The sequence below is a fragment of the Haloferax larsenii genome (genome assembly GCF_024730625.1).
Taxonomy (GTDB): Archaea; Halobacteriota; Halobacteria; order Halobacteriales; family Haloferacaceae; genus Haloferax; species Haloferax larsenii.
This window is the reverse complement of sequence record NZ_CP078063.1, coordinates 2796490-2823161: the sequence shown is the minus strand read 5'-3', so window position 1 is coordinate 2823161 and position 26672 is coordinate 2796490. Positions and strand designations below refer to the sequence as shown.

Below are 26672 nucleotides of genomic sequence, written 5' to 3'. Positions count from 1 at the left end.
CCGGTGAACGTGTGCTGTGGTGATAGCTGGGATTTGAGCAGCGAGCAACGCGAAGCGTTGCGAGTGGGTTCAAATCCCAGTCCCACCGCATTCTCAGAAAAGCCCACTCCGTTCCTCAAAACCGATACGCCATCATCACTTCGTCGACGAACTCGTCGTCGATAGTGTAGTGTTCTCTGCGAATCGCCTCGGTGTCCCACCCGTGGTCGCCGAGGAACTCCATGGCGCGGTCGTTCGTCATGGGAATGCTGTTGTAGACCTTGCGGAAGCCGTTTGCTTCCGCCCAATCGAGGCCGCGCTGGAGGAGCAGACTCCCGATACCCGAGCCACGGAAGTCTTCTTTGACGCCGACGGTCTGCTGGGCGGTCTCCCGGACTTTCTCGACATGTGGGAGGTCGAGATGCGTCCACCCGACGACCTCGCCGTCGACAGTTGCGACGAAGAACACCCGGGAGGCCACTCGGTTGTGGCGCGTGACAGCCTCCTCGTAGAGCAGTTGCTCGGCGATACCCTCGGCGATGACGTAGGTCTTCTCCGAGGTGACGTCCCGAATCGCGTCGATGAGCCCCTCGAAATCCTGCTGGCGACCCGGCCGGATGGTGACTACGCCCACGTCGGTCTGGTGTTCTTCGATTGCACCCACGTCGAGCGCTAACTGGAGTGTCCCGCCGTCCTCCTCCAGATATCCGCGCGTTTTTAGCCGGTCGAGTTCGGCCCCGAACTCGTCGGACGAGACGGGTGCGATATCGAGGAGCACGTTCCGCTTTGCGGTCCCGTGGCGCTCGACGTACTCGTAAATCCGCTTGCTGGCCTCTGATTCGAACGTTGGGTGCTCGGTCGCTCGCATACTCCCCTGAAGATAGGGGGCCATCCGTATATTTCTTGTTCAATGCCATCATATAGCAAGCTTCGGATACCGCTGCGGGCGAGTGGGTGAGTTTGCAGGCGAGTGAACAGGCGGGCGGACGGGCGAACAGACGGGCAGACAGACGAGGGGCGGGCGAACTGCTCGGGTCACTCCAGATACGGGGCCTCAATCGTGCTTTCGCCGTTGATGAGCGTGTTCATGCGGCGCGTAATCCCGTCGAAGATGATGATAAGTGGAAAGAGCAGAATTTCGACGACGCGGATGACCGGGGCGACGACCATCGCCCACCTCTCGGCGTTTCCGAGACCGAACGACTTGGGAACGATTTCTCCGAACACGAGGATGACGAAGCTAGTGATGAGCGTCGTTGCGACGACCGCGGGGCCGGGCGGGAGGTAGCTGACGACCAGCACCGTCACGATACTGGAAATCGCGATGTTCACGACGTTGTTTCCGACGAGGAGCGTCACGAGCAGTCGGTGCGGGTCGTCGGAGAGTTCGGCGAGTGTGGTCGCTCGGGAGTCACCGGTTGCTTCCGCTTGCTGTCGAATCCACTCCCGAGGCAGTGAGAAGATGGCCGTCTCAGAACTGGAAAAGAACGCGCTACACAGCAGCAACAGTGCGATTGCGACGAGGTTGACGGCGAGGAGGGTAGGCGTTGTCATACTCGTAGCTGTATGAGCGGCGCAAAAAATCACTAGCCGCGCTGGAAACGTCTCTCCGCTCGGTGAATCTCGCATGACAGATACCAACAAATGCGTAACGGCTTTGAATCGGCCTGCCAACACTCGGATATGGATTGGCCACACGACCCCGACGGTGAGGAAGGAAGCGAAGGCGGACGGAAGTACGGCCAGGCGATTATCGCGAAGAAAGTCGACGAAGAAGAGGACTTCCCGCTGAGCAAGGCGGAGTTCGTCGACGAATTCGGTGACGAGCCCATCCGACTCGACCACGAGCGCGTCGTCTCGCTGTCGGAAATCTTCGAGCACGTCGAAGGTGAGGAGTTCGGCGGCTTCGTCGAATTCCACAAAGCGGTCGGCAAAGCGATGCGCGAAAACGACTTCTGGTTCTACGAAGGCGCAGAACAGTTCGTCAATAACTCGACCGCGTAATTTCCCGTCTCTTCTCTCGGTTCGACGAACGCTCGGCAAAACGCGAGCAGAGCGGCACCGCCGACTCAGTCGAACGAAGTGCGTTCTTTGACTTCCTGCTCGATAGCTTCGCGCTCCCACGTGCGCGTGGTGCCGCCTTCGACCTCGGCTTGCACCTTCTCTTCAAGGAGCGTGACCGCGACGCTGTTTGCCCCTTCGGGGATGATGAGGTCGGCGTGCTTCTTCGTCGGTTCGATGAACTGCTCGTGCATCGGTTTGACCGTCGAGAGATACTGGTCGATGACGCCCTGTAAGTCGCGGCCGCGGTCGATAGCGTCGCGCTGGATGCGCCGAAGGATACGAACGTCGGCGTCGGTCTCGACGTAGAGCCGAAGGTCGAGCATCTCGTTGACCTGCTCGTCGTAGAGTGCGAGAATCCCTTCGAGGATGATGACGTCGGTCGGTTCGACCGTCACGCGCTCGGGCTTTCGGTTGTGAATCTCGAAATCGTACTGCGGCATCTCGACGGCCCTGCCTTCCAGCAGTTCCGCCAGTTGCTCGCGAAGGAGGTCCCACTCGAACGCCGAAGGGTGGTCGTAGTTGACCTGCTCGCGTTCGGCCATCTCGAGGTGGCTCTGGTCTTTGTAGTAGTTATCAATCGGGATTCGGGTGACTGACTCACCGACGTTCTCCGTGATGAGTCGGGCCACAGTCGTCTTACCGGCACCGCTGCCCCCGGCGATACCGATGACGAACGACGGGATGGTCATCGAACGAAAAACACCCGCGAATGGGTTTGAACGCAGCGATTCTCAGCGTCTCTCGCGTTAGTATATAAAACGCGGTGTTTGTCTGTACCTAACATACAATTCTCGTACCGCCGTATCCCGCAATTGGAGCGGGTTACGAACTGCTGAGAGTTAAATTTATAAACCGCTCTCACCATGGCAATTCACATGGTACGTGATATCGTACGCCGCGACTTCCTCAAGGGAGTGGGAGCCGCGGGAGCGGCAGGCTTGACAGGTTTATCCGGATGTATCGGTGGCGGCGGCGGAGGCGGCGGCCCAGAGGGGCTCGTCGTCATCGGCTACCCCGAGAGTGGTATCCAACTGTTCCGCGACTACTACAGCGCCTCCGACGGGAGCGAAGAGATTCTCGTTCCTGACGGTCTGCGCTCGGGTTCGATGCCCGGGCAGGTCGGTAACGACATGGAGAACGTGACCGGGACGGCACCGGCGGCAGGCGGTCCGAACCAAGAGACGTTCAACCAGTTGTTCCAAGACGAGTACGGAGCAGCACCGGGTGTCTTCACGTCGCAGTGTTACGACTCCGTCGCAGTGCAACTACTGGCGAACGCCGCGGCCGGTGAGAACTCCGGTCCGGCGGTCAAAGAACAGATGCGTCGGATGGCCAATCCCGGCGGAATGACAGTCGGCCCAGACAACCTCATCGAGGGGATGGAAGCGGCCGCAAACGGCGAAGACATCAGCTACGAGGGCGCGTCCTCCTCTGTCAACTTCGACGAGAAGGGTGACCCAGCAGAGGCAGCCTACTCCATCTGGGAGTTCGACGCCGAGAACAACGCGACGAGCGACGTCGACAAGCAGAGCTTCGCAGGCGAGAACCCCGATGGCGCCGGTCCGATGGCCGACAGCGGCCCCGGCGGCTCCGACCGTGAGATTTCGGTCGGGATTCTCCTTCCGGAGACCGGTGACCTCGCAGCAGTCGGTCAGCCGATGATTCAGGCGGCACAGATTCCGGTCAAGCAGGTCAACGAGGCCAACCCGGCAGGAATCTCGGTCAACGCGCAAATCGAAGACACGCAGACGTCGCCGGACGCTGGTGTCTCCGCCGCGCAGTCGCTCGTCTCCGCGGGCGTCCCCTCGGTGTGTGGGTCGGCGTCATCCGGTGTGAACGTCCCTGTCTCACAGCAGGCGTTCATCCCGAACGAGGTCGTCGGTTGCTCGCCGTCCTCGACGGCGCTGTCCGTCTCGAACCTCGAAGACAACGACTTCATCTTCCGGACGGCACCCTCGGACTTCTTGCAGGGGCGCGTCATGGCGCAGGTCATGGCCGAGCGCCTCGAAGTCAGTACCGTCTCGACGCTGTTCGTCAACAACGACTACGGTCAGCAGCTCTCCGAGCGCTTCTCGAACGTCTTCAGCGACCAGTTCGACGGAGAGGTCTACCACCAAGTCGCGTTCAACATCGGCGAGTCGTCGTACTCCTCGGTCATCGAGACGGCGCTGTCCGGCCCGGACAACTAAGCGAACACACAGACCCGACTTTTCTTTCGACGCTCCGCCGTGAGCGACCGCAACGGCTCGTTCGCATTGGTAGTCAGAAATTGACTCCCCACACAGCGCCGCCACAAGGCGCTGAGTGAGGTCCGGATGCGTCAAGCGGGGTGGAAGAGGCTCTGACCCTCAAGACTGGCTATGGGGCCGAGAGGGGGCGAGAGAAACAGCTGCTGTTCTGGAGTCCAACAGCGGTCGAATTATTCTGCCACTGTCGTGGGTGAGCGAGTAGCACAACCGCTGACAGGTAGCGTCGGAAAAATGAGTTCGTGTTCGGGAGGATGAGTTATCCGCCGAGGAAGTCCTGTCTGACCTGTTCGTCTTCGAGGAGTGCCGACCCCGTGTCCATGTAGCGGTTCTGTCCGTTCGCGAGGACGTAGCCACGGTCACAGCGGCGCAGCGCCTCTTTGGCGTTCTGTTCGACCATCAGGATGGCCGTCCCCGCCTCGTTGATTTCGTCGATTTTGTCGAACATCTCGTCGACGAGGTCGGGTGCGAGACCCGCCGATGGCTCGTCGAGGAGGAGCAAGTCGGGGTCGAGCATGAGTGCACGACCCATCGCGAGCATCTGCTGTTGCCCGCCGGACATGGTGCCGGCCTTCTGATGCTTGCGCTCTTCGAGGATGGGGAAGCGGTCGTACACCGCTCGAATCGCGTCTTGCGGAACGTCGTCGAGGATGTACGCGCCCATTTCGAGGTTCTCTTCGACCGTCAGAGCCGAGAAGATGTTGTCGTTCTGCGGGACGTAGCCGACGCCGACGTGGATGATATTTTCCGGTTTGCGACCGGTGATGTCTTTGTCTTTGAACTGAATGTCGCCGCCCATGAGGGCAGTCAGCCCGAAGACGGACTTCATCGTCGTCGATTTTCCGGCCCCGTTCGGCCCGACGATGGTCACGTACTCCCCGTCGAAGACGTCCATGTCGACGTCGGTGAGGATTTGCAGGTCGCCGTATCCGGCGTCGAGACCACGGACGCGCAGGAGCACGTCGCTTCGGTCTTCGATGCCAGCGCCGCTCGTGGCGCTGCGGTTCGCGTCGACGCTCATACGTTCCCTCCGAGGTACGCTTCGATGACCTCTTCGTTGCTCCGAATGTCGTCGGGAGTGCCTTCGGTGAGCACCCGTCCTTGGTGAAGGACGATAACGTGTTCACAGTTGTTCATGATGAGGTCCATGTCGTGTTCGACGAGCAGGAAGGTGTAGCCCTGTTCACGGAGTTCGTGGATGTGTTTGAGGAGTTTCTTCTCCAGCGTCGGGTTGACGCCGGCGAACGGTTCGTCGAGGAGCAGCATGTCCGGGTCCGTGAGGAGCGCCCGCGCCATCTCCAGTAGTTTCCGCTGGCCACCGGAGAGGTTTCCGGCGTACTCTTCGGCAATGTGGCCGATGTCGAAGAAGTCGAGGACTTCCCAGACGCGTTCGAGCAGTTCTTCTTCTTGCTCGCGCACGTCGTTGCGGACGCCCGGAAGGACCGAGCGCCAGAGTTCTTCGCCGCGCTGGCGTTGCGGGGCGAGCATCATGTTTTCGAGGACAGTCATCTCGCTCAGTTCGCGAGCGATTTGGAACGTCCGAACCATCCCGCGGTTTGCGACCTCGTGTGGGTCGCGACCGGTGATATCCTCGCCGTTGAACGTGACAGTACCCGCGTCGGGCTTTATCATCCCGGTGATGAGGTTGAACGTCGTGGACTTCCCGGCACCGTTGGGGCCGATAAGTCCAGTAAGCGACCCGGATTCGACCTGGAAGGTCGCGCCGTCGACGGCGGTGATACCGCCGAACGACTTGCGGAGTCCCTCGACACGCAGGGGGTACTCTTCGGTGGTCTGGACGCCGGACGCGAAAGAGCCCAGTGCGCCTTCGTCGACCTTGGTTGCGACCTCGTCGACGGGTTGGCTGGCATCACTCATCGTCGACACCTCCGTTGCTGTCGGCGACGTCGACGCCGCCGTCAGTCTGGACGTCACCATCCGCCGAGCCGCCGTCGGTGGCGGCAGCCGCCGCTTTCGGACGCGACAGCGAGATGACCGACGCCGTCTCCTTGCGGTGGCCGAGCAGTCCCTCCGGCCGGTTGTGCATCAGCCAGATGAGGACGAGGCCCATCACCACCAACTGGAGTTGGCGGATACTGTCGATGGTGTACAGCAGGAACGGCACGGGGTCGAGTTGCGAGATGAGCGGTCCGACCGCTTGCCCGAATCCCGGCGGGGAGTCGAGGTTGGGAAGCACCGTCGTCACGAGGTTCTGGAAGTACCGCGGCCCCTGGTAGAGGAGAGCTGCGAACGCCGCACCACCGAGCACGCTACCGGTGTTCGACCCGGCACCGCCGATGATGAGTGCGATCCAGATGAAGAACGTCACGCGCGGACGGAAGAAGTTCGGCGTCACAGCGCCCTGCGGCATCAGCCAGAGGATGCCTGCGAGGCCCATGAGCGCACATCCGAGCATGAACGACTTAATCTTGAAGCGGTCGGTGTCCTTGCCGAGCGCGTTGGCGACGTCTTCGTCCTCGCGGATGGCCTTCAGCACGCGGCCGAAGGGAGACTCACCAGTGCGCTTGAGCAGCCAGAAGAACACCGTGACGCCTGCGAGCAAGAGCAGGCCGTAGATGAGGCCGTCGACGACCGGCTTGGGATTCGTCGGAACGATAACCTTCGTCGCGTCCACGAAGCCGAGGTAGACGCCCCACAAGCCCACAGAGCGGAACAGTGCTTCGAGCGGCGGGACGAAGTCGAGGATGAGCCCCGACCCGCCACCGAAGCCGACGCGCGTTCCGAGCAGTTGGAACTGCTGGAGTTCGCCGGAGAGGAAACTGAATCGAACGATTTCTGACATCGCGATTGTCACGATTGCGAGGTAGTCCGCCCGCAACCGGAGCGCCGGAAGCGCGACCACGAATCCGAGGAGTGCGGCCGCGACCATCCCGGCGATGATGCCGACGATGAGCGGGAGTCCGAGACCCCCGACCTGTGCGGCACCACCAGCGACGTAGAGCGGTTTCGAGACGAGTGCCATCACGTACACACCGACGGCCATGAAGCCGACGATGCCGATGTTGAACAGCCCCGTGTACCCCCAGTGGAGGTTGAGCGCGAGCGACAGCATGGCGAACACGCCGATGTAGAACGTCAGCGTCGCGAGGGAGTTCAGTTGTCCGCGAAGGTCGTAGCCGAGCACGACGCCCGCGAGCACGTACAGGATGTACGCCGTCGCGAGCGTGGCGACGATAAGTCCCGCGTCGCCACCCGGCATGCGGGCGGCGATGTCGTCGCGGACGCTCATGCTGTCGACCTCCCACTAAAGAGACCGGACGGTTTCACGAGCAAGATGACGATCATCACGACGAACGCCGCGGCGCGTGCGAACGCCGACGGAATCCAGAGGACCGACATCGACGCGGTCAGGCCGATGACGAGGCCGCCAGTGATTGCCCCGTAGATGGACCCGATACCGCCGAGGATGACGGCTGCGAAGATGAGCAGCAACAGCAGCCACCCGTCGTTGAAGCCGAGAGTCCCCTTCCAGAGGATGAACATGTATCCTGCGATACCCGTGAGACCGCCACCGATAATCCACGTGGAACGGACGACCCGTTCGGTCGGGATGCCGGTGATGCGAGCCAAGTCTTCGTTGTCGGCCATCGCGCGCATCGCCTTGCCGAGTTTCGTCCGCTGGAGCAGCAAGTGAACGCCCAGCATCAGTCCCGACGCGATGACGAGGAGCGTGATGTCGTGCGCGTCGATGAATACCGTCCCGTCGACGAGGTACAGGCCGACAGACGGCGGCTGTGCAGTCGTGCCACGCACGTCAGACCCGAAGACGAACTGCATCAGGTACCGGAGCGCGAACGCGACACCGATACTCGTGATGAGAAGCGTGATGCCCCCCTCGTCACGAATCGGCTTGAAAATGGTGCGGTCGACCGCCAGCGAGAGGAGGATGGTGAATCCTCCGGCGACGACGATGCCCGCGATGACCGCGAGCGGCGTCGACAGCATTCCGATGCCGAGCGTGCCGCCGTAGACGGAGCCTCCGGCACCGACTAACACCAGCGCGCCGATGTCGGCGCGGCCGAGTCCTGCGAGGAGGTACGTGGTCGACCACCCGGAGAACGCGCCGGCGGTGATGTAGTCACCGTGCGAGAAGTTTGCGAAGTTCAGGATGCTGTACGTCATTGACAGGCCGATGCCCGCGAGCCCAATTACGAGCCCGCGCATCAGTCCGTCCCAGACGAGCGAGCCGATGTCGGCGAACTGCGTCTGCCCAGTTACGAGCCCGAGCAGGAGGTCACCCAGCAGGTACGCTGCGATGACTCCGAGCACGAGCGCGAACGGACGCTCGATTGCGAACTCCCTGCCCCGGGAGTATGTTTCGGCGATACCCATTGATAACTATCCTCATGCTATGTGCGGACGATTAACGAACATAAATCTTTCTTCACGCGAGTGGCGAGCAAGTGCCGTCACAATCAGGGCATCCCGGGCCAAGTTGGAGATTCGCGTCAATTTCAGCGACAATTAATTGGTGTTTGGATTCGAAAAAGACACATGCGCGTCACACCAGCCTCGCTGACTGACCTCGACACCCTCACAGACATGTGGGTCGAGCTCGCGGCTGGACAGCAGGAATTCGGCTCTCACCTCCATGCTGACGCGAACAGGTCGGTAGTTCGGGAGTCTCTCGCGCGGCACCTCACTATCGGCGGCGTGTTGGTCGCACGCGCGGGTTCGGAGGCCGAAGCTGACGCTGTAGGGACACGCGACGAAGAGGAGCGGGTCGCAAGACGGGGCAACCGGGAGGACCGCACCACCAACTCGACCACCATCCTTGGCTTCGCGATGTTCGACATCGAATCCGGGTCGTACGAACAGGACGTGACTCGCGGGACCATCAGCAACCTGTTTGTCGTCCCGGGTCGCCGGGGCGACGGAGTCGGAAGCGAACTGCTCGCCGCCGCCGAAGACGAACTCCGCGAGTGGGGTGCCGACGTCGTCGCGCTAGACGTGATGGCTGACAACGAAAACGCCCGAAAATTCTACCGACGGCACGGCTATCAGCCACATCGGATTCAACTGGAGAAATCGATGCGAAACGATACACACTCAAAGGAGGACCGATAATCACCTGACGCGCCAGGAGAGCATGGGCGGTTCATGCACTCGACTTGTAATCGAGACTTCGTGGGTTCGAATCCCACTCCTGGCTCTGTTCTCCGTCTCGTTCTTCGCAGACAGTACTGATTTGACGGCCCCCACTGTCGTGTCCGACGATTTATAATCGGCCGGAAACCTATTTCGAATCGGGACATCCGTCCCGGAGGCGTCGTCCGATGCATGCCTGCCATGGTTGCTTCCCGGCGCCTTCTGCAGTTGCGGCACAGTTCTTCGTTCGGTCTCCGAGACCAGACAGTAAACGAACCATTATTCTTATCTAGTTGTGAATTATCTGTCAATAAGGACGTCGTCGCAGTCGTCGCACCGTGGTACTGACGCAACTACGGTCCAAGTTCACACCACGTTCGTCGGCTCAAACGGGCGACGTCCGAACTCACGTGCCGAGCCACGGCCACGTCTGTCGGTCGTCGACGACGACAAGCTAACAGTCGGCCCGAACCAGTCAGTTACGACCGGACGGTGGCCGAACGCGAACGAGGAGCAACGACCCCGGGACGCCGAGGATGAGCGCCCGAAACGGATTATGGTTGATGATAACGTCCGGGTCGAGCGGTTGGCGCTGGAGTTCGGTGATTCTGAGACACGAGTAGTAGACGGTGACGTGCGTCAGGACGTACGCGAACGTCGCCGGGACGATGAGAGGGTAGTGAATACCGACCGAATGGAGTCCCTCGAAGGCGAACGCGGCGAGCGCCGAAATAGAAAGGAGATTGCCGAGTTGCAGAGTGATGCCAATCAGCGCGGTGATTGCGGTGTCGAACGTGGAGGGGCCGTACGGCGTGTACGAGAGTGCAGTCATGACTGCGACGGCTCCGAGAAAGAGACCGGCGAGCAATCCTGCCAGCGGGTACACGAATTCCATTAGGCGCGTTACGGGGTGAACGGTATGTGGGAATTTAGTTCTACCCCCCTCGTTATCGTGGGAGAAAATTGGGTGTCGGAGGCCGAACACCGGCAGACTGTACAGGGCGTTTCCCTCTATACCCCAGTTCTCGGAGGAAGTACCACGTCGCCACAGTGTTTTATTTTCACGGAGAACGTCATCTGGGTATGGAAGGTACAGACAGGTTCATGCTGGCAGTGACGATTCTTCTGTTCGCCCTCATCTTCTTCGGCGCGTTGCTCGCGTTGCTCTAGGGAGAAAACTTATGCAACATTCCTGAAGGATACTAGATATCATGCCGGAATGTCAGAACTGCGGCTCGTTCGTGACGCCCGCCTACGCTCGCGTATTCGCGCCCGATGGAACAGAGCACCCACGGGTGTGTCCGAACTGCGAAGATATGGTCCGTGACGGCGCGCAAGTCCGAGAAGCCCGCTCGCGACGAACTTAGTTGGCGATGTGGTAGCGCTCTTCGTCCTGTCGAACGAAACCACGCTTGGAGAGCGTCCCGAGGATGCTGTAGAGTGAGATTTTCTTCATTTCGAGTCCATCCTGCAGGTCGGTGATAGACGCACCGTCGTGTGTCGTGAGATAGAGGTACACGAGCTTTGCCGCGGGAGAATTGAGCTCACCCGGAACTTCGATGGTCGGAACCGTCTGTTGCATGGTGGTTGTGCTGTGCTTGTCTTCGACGATAATAAAACACCTCTACAACAATTGTCGAATATTCGCGGACGCGAATGAGGCGTCGAGGTACTCGAATTCGAGCGAATCGTTGTGTTCATAACGAACGTACATTGTAGAAAAGACGGCTATCGACGGGGGGTGCTTTCGACGACAGTCGAAGGCCGGGAATCAGCAGGCGAAGGAGCATGGACACCGAACACCGGGCAGTCAGGCAACGAACACAGTCCACGCCAAAAACTGCGCCGCGGCCGCGACGACCATCGCTACAACAGCGGGAAACGGCGACCTGACGCGCGTGTATCGGACTGCGCCCCAGACCGAAAACGGGAGCGCGAGGAGCGTTGCGAACGTCACTGGGGCTGGAATCACGGTCCCAGTCGCCACCAGAAGCGACCCGTACGCGGCGACGACCCCACCGATGTGGAGACCTCGAAGCGTTCGCGCGGACAGTCGCGTCACGAGCGTCCGCTTCCCGACGGCCGCATCCGGGTCGCGGTCGGGCCACGTCGTCGCCAGCAGGTTGACGAACACTAGCAGTGCGAACGGGACGAACGGGACGAAATCACCGACACCGAGGCTCCCGCTCGCGGCGAGGACGCCGTACGCCGGGAGAAGCAGTCCGCCGAGGATGGCGTTGTCGACTGCGCCAACACCCCGCCACGCGAGCGCCAGCGGCGGGAGCGAGTACTCGACGCCGAGGACGCCGATAGCGAGGAGCAGCGCGACTTCGGCGGTCGAGAGCAGTCCGCCGAGGAATCCGCCAGGGACGACAACTACCGAGAGCAATCCCGAAGCGAGTGTCGCCCGGCGCGCGAGTGACCGCGGCAGCCCCGTTCGGGCAAGCGCTCCGCTCCCGCCCGAAAACGGCGTGCGGTCGGCCAGCAGGTCAGTCTCGTAGTCCGCGTACTCGTTCGCGTAGTGGATGGTGAGCGCGACTGGGACGAAGGCCGCGAACGCGACTCCGAGGTGGTCGAGGTCGGGTGTCGCACCGCGAGCGACTGCGGCCGCGACACCGAGTGCGTACACGAGCGCCATCAACAGCACTTGCTCCGGGCGGGCCATCTCGAACAGCGCGCGGAGTCGTACCCAGTGCGGCCGCTTCTCGGTCGAGGCGTCGAAAGAAGAGTCGTCGTCGTTTGGATGCGTCACAGACGGACTGAGCCGGGAAAGCGGGACGACGCCGCTCAGTAGCTCCGAATCTTCGGCTCGTACGTCTTGTTCTCGCCTTCGAGGATGACCGGCTTGTACCAGAGTTCTGGCTCGCCGTCGTTCCACGAGAGCATCGTGTGCTTGAGCCACTCCTCGTCGCGGCGTTCCTGGTACTCCTTGCGCCAGTGTGCGCCGCGGAACTCGTTGCGCGCGAGCGCGCCGACCGTGATGGCTTCGGCGATATCGAGGATGTTCCGGGTCTCCAGCGTCTGCAGCAGGTCCGTGTTGAACGTCCGCGACTTGTCTGCCACGTACACGTCCTGATACAGTTCGCGCGCCTCGCGGATGTCGCGAAGAGCGTCCTTGAGGGCTTCTTCCTCGCGGAAGACGTTGACGTGCTGCGTCATCGACTTCTGGACGCGCTCGCGGATTTCGGCGTGTTGGATACCGTCTTCTTTCTCCAACAGATGCTCGATGGTCTCGCGCTCGTCGTCGAGGGCGCGCTGGACGACTTCGTCGCCCGAGAGGTCGGCGGTCGCACCGCCGTCGGTTCGCTCACCGCCGTCTGCGACGGCGTCGCCACCGAGTCCGGCCTCACCGAGTTGGACGGGGCTTTCGACGTCGGCAGGTTCGTAGTCGCCGACCTTCCCGGTCGTGATTTCGGCCGTCTTCATGTCCTTGCCCGCGGCGTGGTGACCGGCGCGCTTGCCGAAGACGATGAGTTCGGGCAGTGCGTTGCCGCCGAGGCGGTTGCCACCGTGGACGGAGGCACACGCACACTCACCAGCCGCGTACAGGCCGGTGATGCACGTCTCACCGTTCTCGTCGGTCTCGACGCCACCCATCGCGTAGTGCTGGCCGGGCTTGACCGGCATCGGCGCTTCGAGCGGGTTGACGCCCTCGAAGTCCTCCGAGAGGTGGATGATGTTCTCCAGACGGTCGACGATACGCTCTTCGCCGAGGTGGCGCATGTCGAGGTGGACGTACTCGTCTTCGATACCGCGGCCTTCGTTGACTTCCGTCAGTTCGGCGCGGGAGACGACGTCGCGGGAGGCGAGTTCGCCGAGGTTGTTCGCGTAGCCGTACTCGAACATAAAGCGCTCGCCGTGTTTGTTGTAGAGGATACCACCCTCACCGCGGACACCCTCGGTGATGAGGACACCCGTCGAGGGGAGCGTCGTGGGGTGGAACTGGATGAACTCCATGTCCTCGATTGGCGCACCGGCGCGGTAGGCCATGGCGACGCCGTCGCCGGTGTTGGCGACTGCGTTCGTCGTGTGGTCGTAGACCTGCCCGAGTCCACCGGTTGCGAGGATGACGCCGTTGCGGGCGCGGAAGCCTTCTATCTTCCCGGTCTGCACGTCGTAGGCGACGATGCCGTGACAAGTGCGGTCCTCGGGGTCGTCCTCGTCGGAGACGGCGAGTCGCGTGACGTGCCACTCGTCGTAGACCTTGATGCCGCGCTTGACGAGCTGCTCGTACATCGTGTGGAGCAGCTGGTGGCCGGTCTCTGCACCGGCGTAGGTCGTCCGCGGGAACGAGAGGCCACCGAACGGGCGCTGACTGACGCGTCCGTCGTCGTCACGGGAGAATGCCATCCCCCAGTGTTCGAGTTGGATGGTCTCTTTCGGGCTGTCCTTACAGAGCGTCTCGACTGCCGGCGCGTCGCCGAGATAGTCGGAGCCCTTCATCGTGTCGTACGCGTGGTCCTCCCACGAGTCGCCTTCGCGGAGGGCGGCGTTGATGCCACCTTCCGCCGCGCCCGTGTGACTTCGGACCGGGTGGAGCTTCGACACGATAGCAACGTCGGCTCCTTCTTCGTGTGCCGCAATCGCCGCGCGCAGGCCTGCGCCGCCCGCGCCGACTACGATAACGTCGTGTTCGTACATGGTGTGTTTGAGAGTGTCGTAGGGGTAGTCGAACTTGAGGGTTTCACCGAGAAGTTCACCAGAACTTCAGGTTGTTCTTGATAGCCTCGCGCTTGAGTTCCTGAATGTGCTCCGTGAGGGGGATGTCCTTCGGACACACTTCGGTACAGGAGAACTGGGTCTGGCAGCGCCAGACGCCGTGTTCCTGTTCGAGGATTTCGAGGCGGCGTTGTTTCATCTCCTCGCCCTCGCGTTCGTCCATCGCGAAGCGGTAGGCCTTGTTGATGGCCGCCGGGCCGAGATACTCGTTGTCGCCGGCCGCGATGTTACACGAGGACATACACGCGCTGCACCAGATACAGCGGGTGGACATCTTCACCTTCTCGCGGTTCTCGCGAGTCTGCCGCTGTTCTTCGTCTTCGTCGGGAAGCGAGTTGGTCTGGAAGTACGGCTCGACCGCCTCCATCTGGTCGTAGAAGTGCTCCATGTCGACGACGAGGTCCTTGACCACGTCGGCGTGCGGGAGCGGTTCGACGCGAACCGGTTCGGAGAGGTCCGAAAGCTGCGTCTTACAGCCGAGTCGCTGCGAGCCGTTGACGAACAGCGCGTCGGACCCGCAGATAGCCTGCCGACAGGAGTGCCGGAAGGTAAGCGACGAGTCGTAGTGGTCCCGTGCCCACATCAGCGCGTCGAGGACGGTCATCCCCTGCTTGTAGGGGACGTAGAAGTCGTCGAAGCGGGGTTCCTGTTTGCCCTCCACCTCGGGGTCGTATCGGAAGACCTTGAGGTGGTAGGTGTCGTCGGCGGTGCGCGCTTTTTCGGCCGCTTCGGCCTCGCGCTGCTCTTGGAGACGCTCGGCGCGTTCGCGCTTTTTCGCGTCGCGCTTCTGCTTGCCGGGCGACACCGACTCGGCGGACGATTCGTCTTCGACTTGCTCGGGAACTTGCGTACTCATGGTTAGATGGGGACACCTCCGGCCCACGCGATTGCGGTGCGGACGCCCTGCACGATGAGGACGAGGCTCGCGATGCCGAGAATCGCCTTCACTGCGGTCTTGCGAGACCCGGACAGGCCCTGATTGACGAGGGCGTTGTAGACGCCGTTGACCCCGTGGAACGTCGCCGTGACGAGGAACAGAATCATCAGCGAGAAGTACGTCAACTGCGTCATCCGAGCCTCCGACATGGCGAAGGTGACTTCGTCGGCGTGGTTGACGAAGTGAAGCAGGAAGAAGTGGAACGCCAACACGATGACGAGGAACGCAGCTGTGAGGCGCTGCCAAAGCCATCGGGTTCCACCGGGTTCGAAGGACGTGTATCGTTCTGCCATTAGATGCTCACCCCTGCGAGGAACGTCGGCACGCTCGCGACGACGATGACACCCGTGAGGATAAGCGACGCGTAGAAGCTCTTGTCCTGTGCTTCCAGCCCGACGCCCAGGTCAACGAACAGCAGTCGAAGTCCGTTGAGGATGTGGAACACCGCCACAGCGAGCAGTCCAACTTCGAGAATGCGTACGACGAGCAGACTTTCCAGCGCCTGAATCGTAGTCGTGTACGCTGCCTCGCTTGTGAGGGCCGTCGACAACACGGCAATGTGAGTGAAGAGATATCCCACAAGCACCCAGCCGGTGAACTTGTGGAATATCCAGGCCCACATGCCAGCCGAGAACTCCCGCCATCGGCCGAAGTCCTCGATGAGGCCCCGATTGTAAGACTGACTCATGCTCTTGTGAGTGTCGGGAAGGGGAGGGTATAGAACTTACGTGTATGATGTATCGTGCAGGTTCGCAATACTCGCTGTCCACGAAGGTTTCACGTTACAGTGTCACTATGTCACAAGGACATCTCTGACGCCGCCGACTGTTCTCGCTCGACGACTCGCCGCACGTCGTCTTTGAGTTCGACCAGATGACACAGCGGGTTTCCGGGGTAGACGACGGGGTTCTCCAGGACGCCGACGAGCAGGCCGGTGAAGGGCGCTTCGACGGTGACGTTGTCGTCTTTGAACGGATTCGTGATGGTACAGATGCGGTCTCCCTCGTGGACGAGCGCGCCGCGGTCGTGGTGCATGTCGACGATGCCGCCCGCGTCGGCGCGGAGCCACGTCTTTTCGTTCTCGTCCGAGATGACGGTTCGCCAGCCGGGCCAGTTGACGGTCGAGGTTTCGCGGAGACCGTACTCGGCGAAGACGCTCTCGACGCCAGCGAGCGCCTCGTCGATGAGTTCGCGCTGGAATCGGTGGGCTTCGCCCATCTCGACGGTGATGGCCGGAGTCCCGCGAGCGGCGGCCTCGGTTCGGAGCATGCCGTCGCTGCCCGAACTGTCGATGATGACGTGCGACCCGAAGGCGTTCGCGAGGCGGGCCACGTCGGGGTCCGACATGTCGGCGCGGACGTGGAGCATGTTCGTTCGCCCGCGCGTCGACGTGTGGAAGTCGATGCCGAGGTCACACGGCGCGATGAAGTTCTGGTAGATTCGGTAGGCCATCCGTTTTGCTCCCGTGGACGTCTCCGACCCGGGGAACGAACGATTCAGGTCGCGGTCGTAGATGGGGAGATACCGCTGTTGGGCGATGAATGCGGGGACGTTCACCACGGGCATACAGACGAGCGTCCCGGCGAGGTCCGAGAGGTCCCACTCGTAGGCGACCTCGCGGACGACTTCGATACCGTTCAGTTCGTCTCCGTGGGCGGCAGCAGAGAGGAAGACCGTCGGACCCGGTCGCTCCCCGTTGATAATCGTGACGGGGATGCGGACCGGGTCACCCAGGTACGTCTCCGAGATACCGTACCGGATGTTCTGTGTCTCCCCGGGTTCGACCTTCCCTCCGTTGTAGGTGAAGGCCTCGTTGTCGACCATGCCAGTCGATGCGGTGGCCGGGGTTATAAACCGTCGCGCCGTCGCGCCCCGTGGTAACGAACGGCGACAGTACTGTGGGAGTGGATACTGCGACCGTCATACCTTTGAAAGCTGACTTGCATGGAATGAGTATGTCCACCACTAACGAAGATGCCGTTCGCGTCGGGGTGCTTTCGCTTCACAACAGCAAGGAGACGAAGGCAATCCTGAACGCTGTCGAGGACCTCGGTCACGAACCAGTTTGGCTTCGCCGCGAGAACGCGGCGGTCAACATCAAAGACGGAGAGGTGACAGTCGAACCAGAGGTGGACATCATCGCGAATCGACTCTTACTCTCTAACACCGAAGAACCGGCCGAACTGCTCGGCCTCGCGACCACCTTCAACCGTATCCGACCGATGCTCAACGAACCGGATGCGGTCCTCGCAGCCATTCACAAGTTCGCCACAGCCGCGACACTCGCAAACTGGAACATCAAAGTGCCAGACGCGCTGCTCGCGCTCTCGAACGACCGCCTGAACAAGGGCCGCGAGCGCTTCGGCGACGTCGGCGTCTACAAGTCGGCTATCGGTACTCACGGCGGCGGGACGTGGAAGGTCGACCTCACAGAGCCGGTGAATCCGAAGGTCGGCAACCGGCAGGCGTTTCTCCAGAAGCTCATCGACCGCGACGACGAGCGCCACCGCGACCTGCGCGTCTACATCGTCGACGGCGAAATCATCGGCGCGATGTACCGCTACGCGCCGGAAGGCGACTGGCGAACGAACGTCGCCCTCGGCGGCGACGTGCTCGACGCAACCGACGAGATGCCCGAGGAAGCCAAGGAGACGGCACTCTACACAGCCGACGTGATGGATATGGACTACGTCGGTGTGGACCTCGTCGAGGGCGAAGACGGCTGGTTCGTCCTGGAAGCTAACCCGACCGCCGGGTTCAAAGGACTCTATCAGGCGACGGGCAAGAGCCCCGCGCCGTACATCGCCAAGCTTGCTATCGAGCGGGCTGGCGGCGAGGTCGATGCTGACCGCGTGCGCGACCTCGCGGCGACCCTCGACGACTCCGTCCCGTCCTGTATGCCGAACCAATCGCCCATCGTCGACGGCGAAGCACCCATCATCGGATACATCGAGGAAGTCGTCGTCAACGGCACAAGCGGGTCCCAGCAGGCGCTCGCAAAGTCTGACACCGGCGCGACGCGGACGAGCATCGACACGAGCCTCGCCGCCGAAATCGGTGCCGGTCCCATCAAGAGCATGACGCGCGTCAAGTCCGGCAGCGTCAAGGGCGGGAAAGCGCGTCCGGTCGTCGACCTCGTCATCGGTATCGGCGGCGCACAGCACACGGTCACCGCGAGCGTCGAAGACCGCTCGCACATGGATTACCCGCTGCTTCTCGGCCGCGACATCCTCGAACACTACCGCGTCGACGTTCGCCGCCGTGTCGACGCCGACCGGACGGGCAGCGACGACGAAGAAGAAGAACTCCTCGAAGAGTAACGCAGTTCGGGGACGGACCCGCCTTCCGCGACATCCGAACTCATCTGCGACGACCGCACCCTTCCGCGACAACTGAGCTTTTCTTTTCGCGCGCGTAATCGAGACTCGATGAGCGACGACGCCTACCGCGAACTCCGGGCAGACACGCACCTCGGCGACGTAGTCGAAACTCACGGCCCACTTTCGCTCGACCCGGCAGCCGACCCGTTCGAGCGGTTAGTCGTCTCCATCGTCAACCAACAACTCTCGACGACCGCGGCAGCGACGATTCGAGACCGGCTGTTCGACCGCGTGGAGGTGACGCCTGCTGGACTCCTCGCGGCCGAGGAGTCCGTCCTCCGCGACTGCGGGCTCTCGGGGCAGAAAGTCGGCTACGTGCGCAACGTCGCCGAAGCGTTCCAAAACGGGCTATCGGCCGACTCGCTGCGCACGATGGACGACGACGAGGTTATAGACGCCCTGACCGAGATTCGCGGTGTCGGCGTCTGGACGGCGAAGATGTTTCTCATCTTCGTGCTCGCGCGCGAGGACGTATTCCCGGTGGAGGACCTCGGGATTCGACGCGGCATGGAACACGTCTTCGACGTGGAAGCTGACGCGCTCCCGCGCGCTGAGATGGTCGAACGCGCCGAGTCGTGGGCCCCGTACCGAAGTTACGCCAGCCTCTATCTCTGGCGAGTCGTTGACGACTGAGCGAGTCGCGACGTGGCCCGGATTCGACAGTCGGTGCCACCGGGTGACAGCGTGATTTGACTCCCGCGTGTCGATGACACCCGCGCCGTCGTCGCATTGGACAGCGAGTGGCGGAGTAAACAGCTATTGCGTTTACTTTTTGCGCGAGGGAAACGTTGAAACCAATGGACACTGTAACGTTCGTCCATGAAGGTAGACGATATCAACAGCATCACTGTTCTTGGCGCGGGCAATATGGGCCACGGCATCGCGGAAGTGGCAGCCCTCGCTGGGTACGACGTTGTCCTTCGCGACATCAAAGACGAATTCGTCCAGAAGGGCTACGACCAAATCGAGTGGTCGCTCGACAAGCTTGCGGAGAACGACCGCATCTCGCAAGACGACGCCGACGCCGCACTCGACCGCGTCACACCCGTCGTCGACCTCGAAGAGTCGGTCGCCGACGCCGACGTGGTCATCGAGGCCGTCCCCGAGAAGATGTCCATCAAGAAGGAGGTGTACACGGAACTCGAAGAATACGCACCCGAACACACCATCTTCGCGACCAACACGTCCAGCCTCTCCATCACGGACCTCTCCGAAGTGACAGAGCGCCCCGAGCACTTCTGCGGGATGCACTTTTTCAACCCGCCGGTCCGGATGGACCTCGTCGAAGTCATCTCCGGCGCGCACACCGACGACGAGACGCTCGACGTCATCGAGGACCTCGCCGAAGAGATGGGCAAGACGCCCGTCCGCGTCCGCAAGGACAGCCCCGGGTTCATCGTGAACCGCATCCTCGTCCCCCTGATGAACGAGGCGGCGTGGATTGTCCACTCGGGCGACGCGACGATGGCGGAAGTCGACTCCACGACGAAGTACGACATCGGTCTCCCGATGGGGAGCTTCGAACTCGCCGACTACGTCGGTATCGACGTCGGCTACCACGTCCTCGACTACATGCACGACGTGCTCGGCGACGCCTACGAACCGTGCCCACTCCTCTCTGAGAAGGTCGAAGACGGCGACCTCGGCCAGAAGAGCGGCAAGGGCTTCTACGACTACGAAGACGGCGAGGGCGCAGAGGTCCCCCACGGCGAGGGGAGCGAAGACGTACAGAAGCGACTCCTCGCGCTCATGGCGAACGAAGTCGCGGGCCTCGTCGGCAACGACGTTGCCCCCGCGGGCGAAATCGACCGCGCCGTCAAGCTCGGCGGGCGCTTCCCCGACGGCCCCGCGAAGATGGCCGACGACGCCGGTATCGAGACGCTCGTCGAGACGCTCGACGAACTCCACGAAGAGACCGGCGAAGAGCGCTACGAAGCCGTCGAGTACCTCCGCGAACTCGCGGAGTCCGGCGCAGGCTTCTACGACGACGGGAGCGACGAGGCGGACGACAGCCTCCAGTTCGACAACATCGCCGTCGAAATCCGCGAGGGCGTCGGCCACATCACGCTCGACCGCCCGCACCGTCTCAACACCATCAGCACGGAACTGATGGACGACCTCTCGGACGCACTCGACACGCTCGAAGCCGACGACGAGGTGCGCGCGATTCTCCTGACCGGTGCTGGCGACCGCGCGTTCTCTGCCGGTGCCGACGTGACGAGTATCGCCGCGGGCGGCGGCGACGCCGTCTCGGGCGTCGAACTCTCCCGTAAGGGCCAGCAGACCTTCGGCAAGCTCGAAGAGATGGACAAGCCGGTCGTCGCCGGTATCGACGGCTTCTGTCTCGGCGGTGGGATGGAACTCTCGATGTGCGCCGACCTCCGAATCGCCACGGAGCGCTCGCAGTTCGGCCAGCCCGAGCACGACCTCGGTCTCATCCCCGGCTGGGGCGGCACCGTCCGCCTCCAGCGCATCGTCGGCACCGGTCGCGCGAAGGAGATTATCTTCTCCGCCGAGCGCTACGAGGCCGAGACGATGGCCGATTACGGCTTCGTCAACGAAGTCGTGGACAACGAGGACTTCGAGACGCAGGCGTTCGAGTACGCCCAGAAGTTCGCACAGGGGCCGCCGATTGCACAGCGCTACACCAAGCGCGCCATGCACAACGGCTGGGAGAACACCGACGCTGGTCTCGAAGTCGAGTCACAGGGCTTCGGCCTGCTGTTCACCACGTCTGACCTGATGGAAGGTATCGCGGCGTTCACCAGCGACCGCGACCCCGAGTTCACCGGCGAGTAATCGCACGGCGTGGGTGGGTACCTCTCACTCACTCGACTCGGAACGCAACCCTTAAAATAATCCAACTACCACTCGTGAATGCAGTTGGCTCGGTTGGTGTAGTCCGGCCAATCATCTTGGCCTTTCGAGCCGAGGACAGGGGTTCAAATCCCCTACCGAGCATCTTAAGGCTTCTACCGTCTGTTTTTCCGTGGTCTAGGAGAAACAGCAAATGGTCCATTTAGGCCAAACACGTTTGTCGTACCGTTCCCGTAGCACCGTTGTTCCCCCTTGTAGACGGTCGTCTGTTGCCACAACAGGGGTTTGGAGGCGACAGTAGATGCCGTCTAAATCTAATGAAGGGGCCAAGGAGGATACAGACGGTGAGACAGCCAAAGTCTGTAAAGCACCCCTTGTGACTGAACCTGCCCGAAAACAGCTGAATCAAAGACAGATTGTAGACTACAAAGAAGAAAGGCAGTCATTGTTAACGTGGCTTCGAGACATAGGAAAGAACCCGTCACGGGGGAAGGGCTATGCATCAGATACAGTCTACAACCGTGCTTATCGCATCGATGCGTTCTACCGATGGGTTTGGGAATTTGAAGGGGCCTACACAACCACCCTGACGACGGACCATGCTGATGCCTACTGTCGTGAGTTACTTGCAGGTGACTACTCGGATAACCACCGTGCAAACACACAGAAAGCCCTCAAATCCCTATTCAAGTGGCGTCAATACCAACGTGGGGGTGACAAGTGGGAACCTACGATAACCCTCACAGGCGCACCACCCTCACGACAGCCTAAGGATTTCTTTGAAAAGGATGAACGAACAGCATTACGAGAAGCCGCCTTAGAATACGGTACTGTTCCACACTACAACAGCCTTAGTGCTGATAAACGTCAGACATGGAAACGACACTTGGCCCAACGGTTCGGTATCCCCGTTGAAGGCGTCAATGCGGATACGTTCGAACGGGCAAATGGCTGGAAAATACCGTCCTTGGTACAAGCTACGTTAGACGGTGGACTTCGACCGAAGGAAGTTGGTCGGGCAAGAGTGTCGTGGGTAGATACGGACAATAACGTCCTCCGTATTCCACCCGAGGACGCTACAAAGAGCAATGACGCTTGGACGGTCGCAATCCGACCACAAACGTCACAAGCACTACAACGGTGGATTGGTGAACGGGGGTGCTATGACAAGTATAGTGGAACAGACAGATTGTGGCTAACCAGAGAGTCAAATCCATACGGTTCTACCTCCCTGAATCGACTCTTAGAAAAACTGTGTGAGCAAGCTGAAATTGATACCACACACAGGGACCTAAGTTGGTACTCAATTCGGCATAGTGTCGGTACACTCCTGACTAACGAACGTGACTTAGAAGCCGCAAGAGTACAATTGCGTCACCAGTCACGGACAACGACCATGAAGTATGATTCTGTATCGACTGACGACAGACGAGACGCATTAGACAGAATCGGATAGTCCTCACTCTTTTTCTTTTATAAGGACCAAGTACAGTAGATGTTAATGCAGAAAGCTTCCTTGGAGATTGAGATTGTGATGGATATGGTTCAACGGTTCGTCCTCGAAATACTTTCAGCATTTCTCGTCCTCACGTTGAACCGTTACCGCAAACAGCACAGTACAAATCACAACGTATCTGATAGGTGAAATTGTGACCGCCCTCGGGTGGGGTGGGGTTTATGAGCCGATTTTGCTGTCCAGCGATATTGGAAATTCTAGCAATCTTGATAGAGTCTGTGCTTATAACAAAGCCAGTATAAACAGGATAGCGATAGCTAATACTGTCAAGAAAATAGCTACGTAGGTATTACTTGACGAGATTTGCAAAGGGTCCGAGCTGCGGTCCTTTCGTTTGTGACTTGAATCCATTGTTGCCCAATACACAAACAAGGCAAAAACCCCGAACAGAATAGTAGATATGAACCAACCAGCAACTCTCCTACCACGTAAATCGGCGTCACGCGCAACAATGACTGCGAGTACGAACCAAACAACTGCGATTTCTACCAGCATAACCGTGATATTGTTAATATTTGGGCATTATTAAATTTGTTAGACTAGTGAACCTACCTTCGCACTATATATCATGATTCTTGGTGTGGGGAGGTAGTGGCTGTTGCTGCCCCGAGTGCGGCTTCAATAAGGTTCAACTGTCCTTCGCAATTAATAGAGACGTAGCGGGATTTGATGGACCAACGGTAGGCTGAATAGGGGGGTTTAAATACTGTGTAGTCTTGGTGCGGGGAGGGAAGGGGCGTGCCATAGTGTACCAATACTCCGCTGTCTTGCGATTGTTTTACTAAGTTTGGTTGTCTGTCTTGGACAACGAGGTTTAGCAACAACAATGGAAACCAGATAGTTTGCAATCCGTGAATCTGTTATTTGCAGGACAGATAGGATACAACCATACCCAAAACGTCCTGAGTACCGTCAAAATCCATTTCTTGTTGCAGGTGAATGGTTTCGGTCGTATAGAAATAGAATCCGCTTAGAACTAACTTGAGGTGTCTTAGAATTGATTCGTACATAATGAGTATCGTATCACCCACTACTCGAAGCGATACAGTACGCTCTCAATCGCTCTCAGTCGCCTCACAGTCGGATTGAGGTAGCGGACAAATGGTGTGTTCATGGAATCGCTTAGAACGTCCGTCAGATTCGCCTCAGCCCATTTCTCGCGGTCGCGCTATTGGGGTGCCCCTGTCGGGTAAGGGACGTAAGTTAACTTCAACGAACATATAGTACAACAGATAACGTTCCTAATTAAACAAGGTCCGTATAATATAATATAGTATACTGTAATAATAATCGCGCGTAGAAAACCACGCCCCTACTCACTGAATTACGAAACTCAGTTAACGGTGATGGGGTATTTAAATGACGACTCGTACCACCGTCTCATTCACAGATACCACCCTATCCCATATTTTGCCCCCTAATCCGAATTTTGGGAAATGTTCAGAAATGTGCATAAATCAATCCTATCGACTCGTAGATTCGTATATTCTATGCATATTCTTGTACAAGACATGACCGTTCATAGAGGAATCATCGTAAATGGCGGGGATAAGGATGCTTTTCGGATAGGCATTGTAGGTCATATTTCGGATATGTAGATAGATGCTCTAAGACTCTAGAATTTACCTCAACTACTCTTAGGGTGACAGAGAGGGAACGAACCAGCAACGTTCGTTCAGACATTGTTTCTTGTTCCCCATCTCTGTCCATTTTTCATTCATAACTATGGCACGTCGAAACATTCGAGTCAGAATTTCCGAAGAGACTGATGAATTGATTGAAGAAATTAACGAATACCGCTACGACGGTGAGGTATCTAAAGGGTACATCATTGAGCTTGCAATTAAGGATTATCAAAATTCTGATGTAAACGAGGTGAATTTCTAATGGAAATTGTTAATCAGCCACTTGTAGAAGGAAATACTATTGAATTTGGAAAATATAAGACGAAAAAGCTTACAACTGATTTCCAAACAGCACGTATTCATGCTGTTTGTGAATCTGGTAGCCTTGAAACGTACGTAGTGCTACGGAAGGTGGTGAACCATGCTGATAATGATGTCAGTTTCCCATCTAATTCCGTGGTGTTTGGGATTGAACAAAATCCTTCCAAAGCGAATGTTAGTTTCGTATGGTATGGTGTACCAAAGTCTGCATATGGAACGGGGGGTGAATAAGCGTGAAGGAGTTGTTTGACCTTGAGGAAGCCCATAAGCGGGGCGGGGAGGCTTCAGAACAGCGACCAGATGCTGTAGCAACCCTCCTTGAAGAAACAGAAACGCTCGGTTATCAGCAGGGTGAACCCCTTGGAAATGTCGATTCGTATAACGCCTACCCCGCTGAGCCTGAGGAATTTTACCAGCCTCAAACGGGAAGCCTCCTACAGTCTATTGCTGACTCTGATGCTGTTCACGACCTTATCGACCTTGGCGAAGAACTTGATATGCTGGTTTATAAGGAGGGTGCTGGTGCTACGACGCTTCAATCGGCGGTGGATTTGCATGGAATAAGCCTCCCTGCCAGCGTCCCCGACCATGTTAAGGAAGATTCTACCATTCAAGTTCCTGACGGGGAGGGTGGTACGCTGAGCATCACCAAAGAAGCCCCTGATTGGCCTACTGCATATCACCTATACGTAGTACTTGGGTTGTCTGTAGATGAAATGGCCTCTGTGCTTGATGTTCCGTATAATGAGGTGTATAGCCCTCTGTCGGATTACAACATGGTATAGGGTCTAACAACCTTCAAGCATTTCTTTTCTTTTGCTGTGCGGCTTCGAGGGCGGGGAAAATCAGGTTCAACTTTACTATTTGCTGTGCGGCATATCCAGAAAACTAATTGACACACAATGACAATGATTACGACAATGATGGACCACACAGACGACAGACAGCCACTTGCCCGTGAGGGTGGTGACGGTTCTTTGCCGTCTGGTGATACAATCAAAGACGAAAACACAGAACAGTACAATTGGCGGAATAGTGGTGGCAAACGGACCACATTCTATGCTAGCGATGCTGATGAGCATGGGTTCAATGAAGAACTATTCGACCGTCTATGGCGCTATCACGTCGAACTTGATGTAATTCGTGGGGAAGATAACGTATTTGAGGGTTCTGACAACCGTGGGGAACGTGATAAAAGAAGGCTTGTTGAAAACTTCTCCCAACAATTAGAAACATCAGAAAAAATACAAGAATCTGCGGTGGCTATTGCGTTAGATGCTGATGGGAGACGGTTTAACAAAGTAGGCGGATTGGAGGCAATTTGTTTAGGTTCAATAGTACTTGCACAAAATAGGTGGTGGGAAGGCAAGTACCGTGAACAAGCACTTAGCGGTGATGCTGATTTAGAACAGATAATGTCCTATCGAATACAAAACTGGGAAGATTCTAATGGAAATAAGATACTACTCAGTATGTGTGAACAATTAGACGTGAATCTCAGCAAAACACTCAAATTGCTGAAACAGTAGAAAAGGACAATGATTACGGTAAGGGTAGCCCCCTACATATATAATCTACTGTACTTGATACTTATAAAGGGCAGTTAGTAGAATGATTATTGGCAATGGGCCAAACCACCACCATGTTTATTACAGTCTACTAACTTAGTCGTAACCAGACTGCGGAACAGGCGCTTCAGGACCGTTATTGATTGGATTCGCAGGTTGATATACTGGTTCCAATCATCTTGGCCTTTCGAGCCGAGGACAGGGGTTCAAATCCCCTACCGAGCATTTCTCTGAGGAACAACGTGACGAAGAGAAAGCGGAGCGTAGGGATTTGAACTAGCGAGCAGCGTGCTGCGAGTGAAGTTCAAATCCCCTACCGAGCATCTCAAGGCTTCTACCGCCTGTTTTCAGCCGTGGAGTGACAAAACTATGTTCACCCCACAGGCCAATT

General features: G+C 58.8%; 26 protein-coding genes and 3 tRNA genes. 14 read left to right on the top strand and 15 right to left on the bottom strand.

Translation table 11 applies throughout. The features are described from left to right. Positions 1-115: 115 nt before the first annotated feature. Both KU306_RS14635 and KU306_RS14630 read right to left on the bottom strand, forming a co-directional pair. Entirely contained in the window at positions 116-847 is a 732-nt protein-coding gene (locus KU306_RS14635; RefSeq protein ID WP_007543556.1) for a GNAT family N-acetyltransferase, read from the bottom strand. A 167-nt stretch (positions 848-1014) separates the two neighbouring features. After that, complete coding sequence (locus KU306_RS14630) at positions 1015-1533, bottom strand: DUF21 domain-containing protein (RefSeq protein ID WP_258302365.1); 519 nt, start codon at positions 1531-1533, stop codon at positions 1015-1017. Between the two features lie 129 nt (positions 1534-1662). On the opposite strand from KU306_RS14630, the gene KU306_RS14625 reads away from it, so the two are divergent. Next, positions 1663-1983: a DUF5785 family protein gene (locus tag KU306_RS14625; protein WP_258302364.1), complete on the top strand. Its 321-nt coding sequence runs from the start codon at positions 1663-1665 to the stop codon at positions 1981-1983. A gap of 65 nt (positions 1984-2048) precedes the next feature. On the opposite strand, the gene udk is transcribed toward KU306_RS14625, so the two are convergent. Then, the gene (gene udk, locus KU306_RS14620; protein WP_007543561.1) at positions 2049-2732 is read right to left on the bottom strand and encodes a uridine kinase; all 684 of its coding nucleotides are present in this window, start codon (positions 2730-2732) and stop codon (positions 2049-2051) included. A gap of 186 nt (positions 2733-2918) precedes the next feature. Between udk and KU306_RS14615 the strand changes: the two genes are divergently transcribed. Then, complete coding sequence (locus tag KU306_RS14615) at positions 2919-4232, top strand: ABC transporter substrate-binding protein (protein WP_007543563.1); 1314 nt, start codon at positions 2919-2921, stop codon at positions 4230-4232. 316 nt (positions 4233-4548) lie between these two features. Here KU306_RS14615 and KU306_RS14610 read toward each other — a convergent pair whose 3' ends face one another. Genes KU306_RS14610 through KU306_RS14595 form a run of 4 tightly spaced genes read right to left on the bottom strand, consistent with a single transcriptional unit; the run spans position 4549 to position 8642 of the window. Then, positions 4549-5310: an ABC transporter ATP-binding protein gene (locus KU306_RS14610; protein WP_258302363.1), complete on the bottom strand. Its 762-nt coding sequence runs from the start codon at positions 5308-5310 to the stop codon at positions 4549-4551. Next, a complete protein-coding gene (locus KU306_RS14605; protein WP_258302362.1) occupies positions 5307-6167 on the bottom strand; it encodes an ABC transporter ATP-binding protein in 861 nt (286 codons plus the stop codon). Before KU306_RS14605 ends, KU306_RS14610 begins: the two co-directional genes overlap by 4 nt. Further along, on the bottom strand, positions 6160-7539 hold the full coding sequence (locus tag KU306_RS14600) for a branched-chain amino acid ABC transporter permease (protein WP_258302361.1): 1380 nt from the start codon (positions 7537-7539) through the stop codon (positions 6160-6162). The genes KU306_RS14605 and KU306_RS14600 overlap by 8 nt, the downstream gene beginning before the upstream one ends. Then, a complete protein-coding gene (locus KU306_RS14595) occupies positions 7536-8642 on the bottom strand; it encodes a branched-chain amino acid ABC transporter permease (RefSeq protein WP_007543571.1) in 1107 nt (368 codons plus the stop codon). Before KU306_RS14595 ends, KU306_RS14600 begins: the two co-directional genes overlap by 4 nt. A gap of 162 nt (positions 8643-8804) precedes the next feature. On the opposite strand from KU306_RS14595, the gene KU306_RS14590 reads away from it, so the two are divergent. Together KU306_RS14590 and KU306_RS14585 are read left to right on the top strand one after the other, a co-directional pair. Then, positions 8805-9377 carry a GNAT family N-acetyltransferase gene (locus tag KU306_RS14590; protein ID WP_258302360.1) on the top strand — a complete coding sequence of 191 codons (573 nt, stop codon included), beginning with the start codon at positions 8805-8807 and terminating at the stop codon, positions 9375-9377. A gap of 11 nt (positions 9378-9388) precedes the next feature. Beyond that, positions 9389-9462: transfer RNA gene (locus KU306_RS14585), tRNA-Thr, on the top strand. A gap of 411 nt (positions 9463-9873) precedes the next feature. Here KU306_RS14585 and KU306_RS14580 read toward each other — a convergent pair. Further along, complete coding sequence (locus tag KU306_RS14580) at positions 9874-10293, bottom strand: DUF8133 family membrane protein (protein WP_007543574.1); 420 nt, start codon at positions 10291-10293, stop codon at positions 9874-9876. 316 nt (positions 10294-10609) lie between these two features. Here KU306_RS14580 and KU306_RS19070 point away from each other — a divergent pair, with 316 nt between their 5' ends. Then, a complete protein-coding gene (locus KU306_RS19070; protein WP_425499528.1) occupies positions 10610-10765 on the top strand; it encodes a DUF7563 family protein in 156 nt (51 codons plus the stop codon). Here KU306_RS19070 and KU306_RS14575 read toward each other — a convergent pair. From KU306_RS14575 to KU306_RS14545, 7 genes are all read right to left on the bottom strand, one after another. After that, positions 10762-10980, bottom strand: coding sequence for a helix-turn-helix domain-containing protein (locus KU306_RS14575; protein ID WP_008325185.1), 219 nt, complete (start codon positions 10978-10980; stop codon positions 10762-10764). The two genes, KU306_RS19070 and KU306_RS14575, sit on opposite strands and share 4 nt — an antisense overlap. 228 nt (positions 10981-11208) lie before the next feature. After that, positions 11209-12150, bottom strand: coding sequence for a prenyltransferase (locus tag KU306_RS14570; protein ID WP_258302359.1), 942 nt, complete (start codon positions 12148-12150; stop codon positions 11209-11211). A gap of 35 nt (positions 12151-12185) precedes the next feature. Continuing rightward, the gene (locus tag KU306_RS14565) at positions 12186-14039 is read right to left on the bottom strand and encodes an FAD-binding protein (protein WP_007543578.1); all 1854 of its coding nucleotides are present in this window, start codon (positions 14037-14039) and stop codon (positions 12186-12188) included. A gap of 55 nt (positions 14040-14094) precedes the next feature. After that, positions 14095-14973: a succinate dehydrogenase/fumarate reductase iron-sulfur subunit gene (locus KU306_RS14560; RefSeq protein WP_007543579.1), complete on the bottom strand. Its 879-nt coding sequence runs from the start codon at positions 14971-14973 to the stop codon at positions 14095-14097. A gap of 2 nt (positions 14974-14975) precedes the next feature. Further along, complete coding sequence (locus KU306_RS14555; protein ID WP_007543580.1) at positions 14976-15347, bottom strand: succinate dehydrogenase hydrophobic membrane anchor subunit; 372 nt, start codon at positions 15345-15347, stop codon at positions 14976-14978. Continuing rightward, positions 15347-15742 carry a succinate dehydrogenase, cytochrome b556 subunit gene (gene sdhC, locus KU306_RS14550; protein WP_007543581.1) on the bottom strand — a complete coding sequence of 132 codons (396 nt, stop codon included), beginning with the start codon at positions 15740-15742 and terminating at the stop codon, positions 15347-15349. Before sdhC ends, KU306_RS14555 begins: the two co-directional genes overlap by 1 nt. A 110-nt stretch (positions 15743-15852) precedes the next feature. Beyond that, on the bottom strand, positions 15853-16878 hold the full coding sequence (locus KU306_RS14545) for a succinylglutamate desuccinylase/aspartoacylase family protein (RefSeq protein ID WP_007543582.1): 1026 nt from the start codon (positions 16876-16878) through the stop codon (positions 15853-15855). A gap of 131 nt (positions 16879-17009) precedes the next feature. Here KU306_RS14545 and KU306_RS14540 point away from each other — a divergent pair, with 131 nt between their 5' ends. The 9 genes from KU306_RS14540 (at position 17010) to KU306_RS14500 (ending at position 26506) form a co-directional block, all read left to right on the top strand. Further along, positions 17010-18374 (top strand): putative ATP-dependent zinc protease, encoded by a 1365-nt coding sequence (locus KU306_RS14540; protein WP_049918809.1) that lies wholly within the window; start codon positions 17010-17012, stop codon positions 18372-18374. Between the two features lie 108 nt (positions 18375-18482). Then, positions 18483-19067, top strand: coding sequence for a DNA-3-methyladenine glycosylase family protein (locus tag KU306_RS14535; protein WP_007543584.1), 585 nt, complete (start codon positions 18483-18485; stop codon positions 19065-19067). A 186-nt stretch (positions 19068-19253) separates the two neighbouring features. Next, positions 19254-21233, top strand: coding sequence for a 3-hydroxyacyl-CoA dehydrogenase/enoyl-CoA hydratase family protein (locus KU306_RS14530; RefSeq protein ID WP_258302358.1), 1980 nt, complete (start codon positions 19254-19256; stop codon positions 21231-21233). Positions 21234-21320: 87 nt separating this feature from the next. Beyond that, positions 21321-21395: transfer RNA gene (locus tag KU306_RS14525), tRNA-Glu, on the top strand. 157 nt (positions 21396-21552) lie between these two features. Next, on the top strand, positions 21553-22707 hold the full coding sequence (locus tag KU306_RS14520) for a tyrosine-type recombinase/integrase (protein ID WP_258302357.1): 1155 nt from the start codon (positions 21553-21555) through the stop codon (positions 22705-22707). A 1946-nt stretch (positions 22708-24653) separates the two neighbouring features. Next, positions 24654-24944, top strand: coding sequence for a hypothetical protein (locus tag KU306_RS14515; RefSeq protein ID WP_258302356.1), 291 nt, complete (start codon positions 24654-24656; stop codon positions 24942-24944). A gap of 2 nt (positions 24945-24946) precedes the next feature. Continuing rightward, positions 24947-25498: a hypothetical protein gene (locus KU306_RS14510; protein WP_258302355.1), complete on the top strand. Its 552-nt coding sequence runs from the start codon at positions 24947-24949 to the stop codon at positions 25496-25498. A 135-nt stretch (positions 25499-25633) separates the two neighbouring features. Next, positions 25634-26242, top strand: coding sequence for a DndE family protein (locus KU306_RS14505; protein WP_258302354.1), 609 nt, complete (start codon positions 25634-25636; stop codon positions 26240-26242). Between the two features lie 193 nt (positions 26243-26435). After that, positions 26436-26506, top strand: a tRNA-Glu gene (locus KU306_RS14500). The last annotated feature ends 166 nt before the right edge of the window (positions 26507-26672 follow it).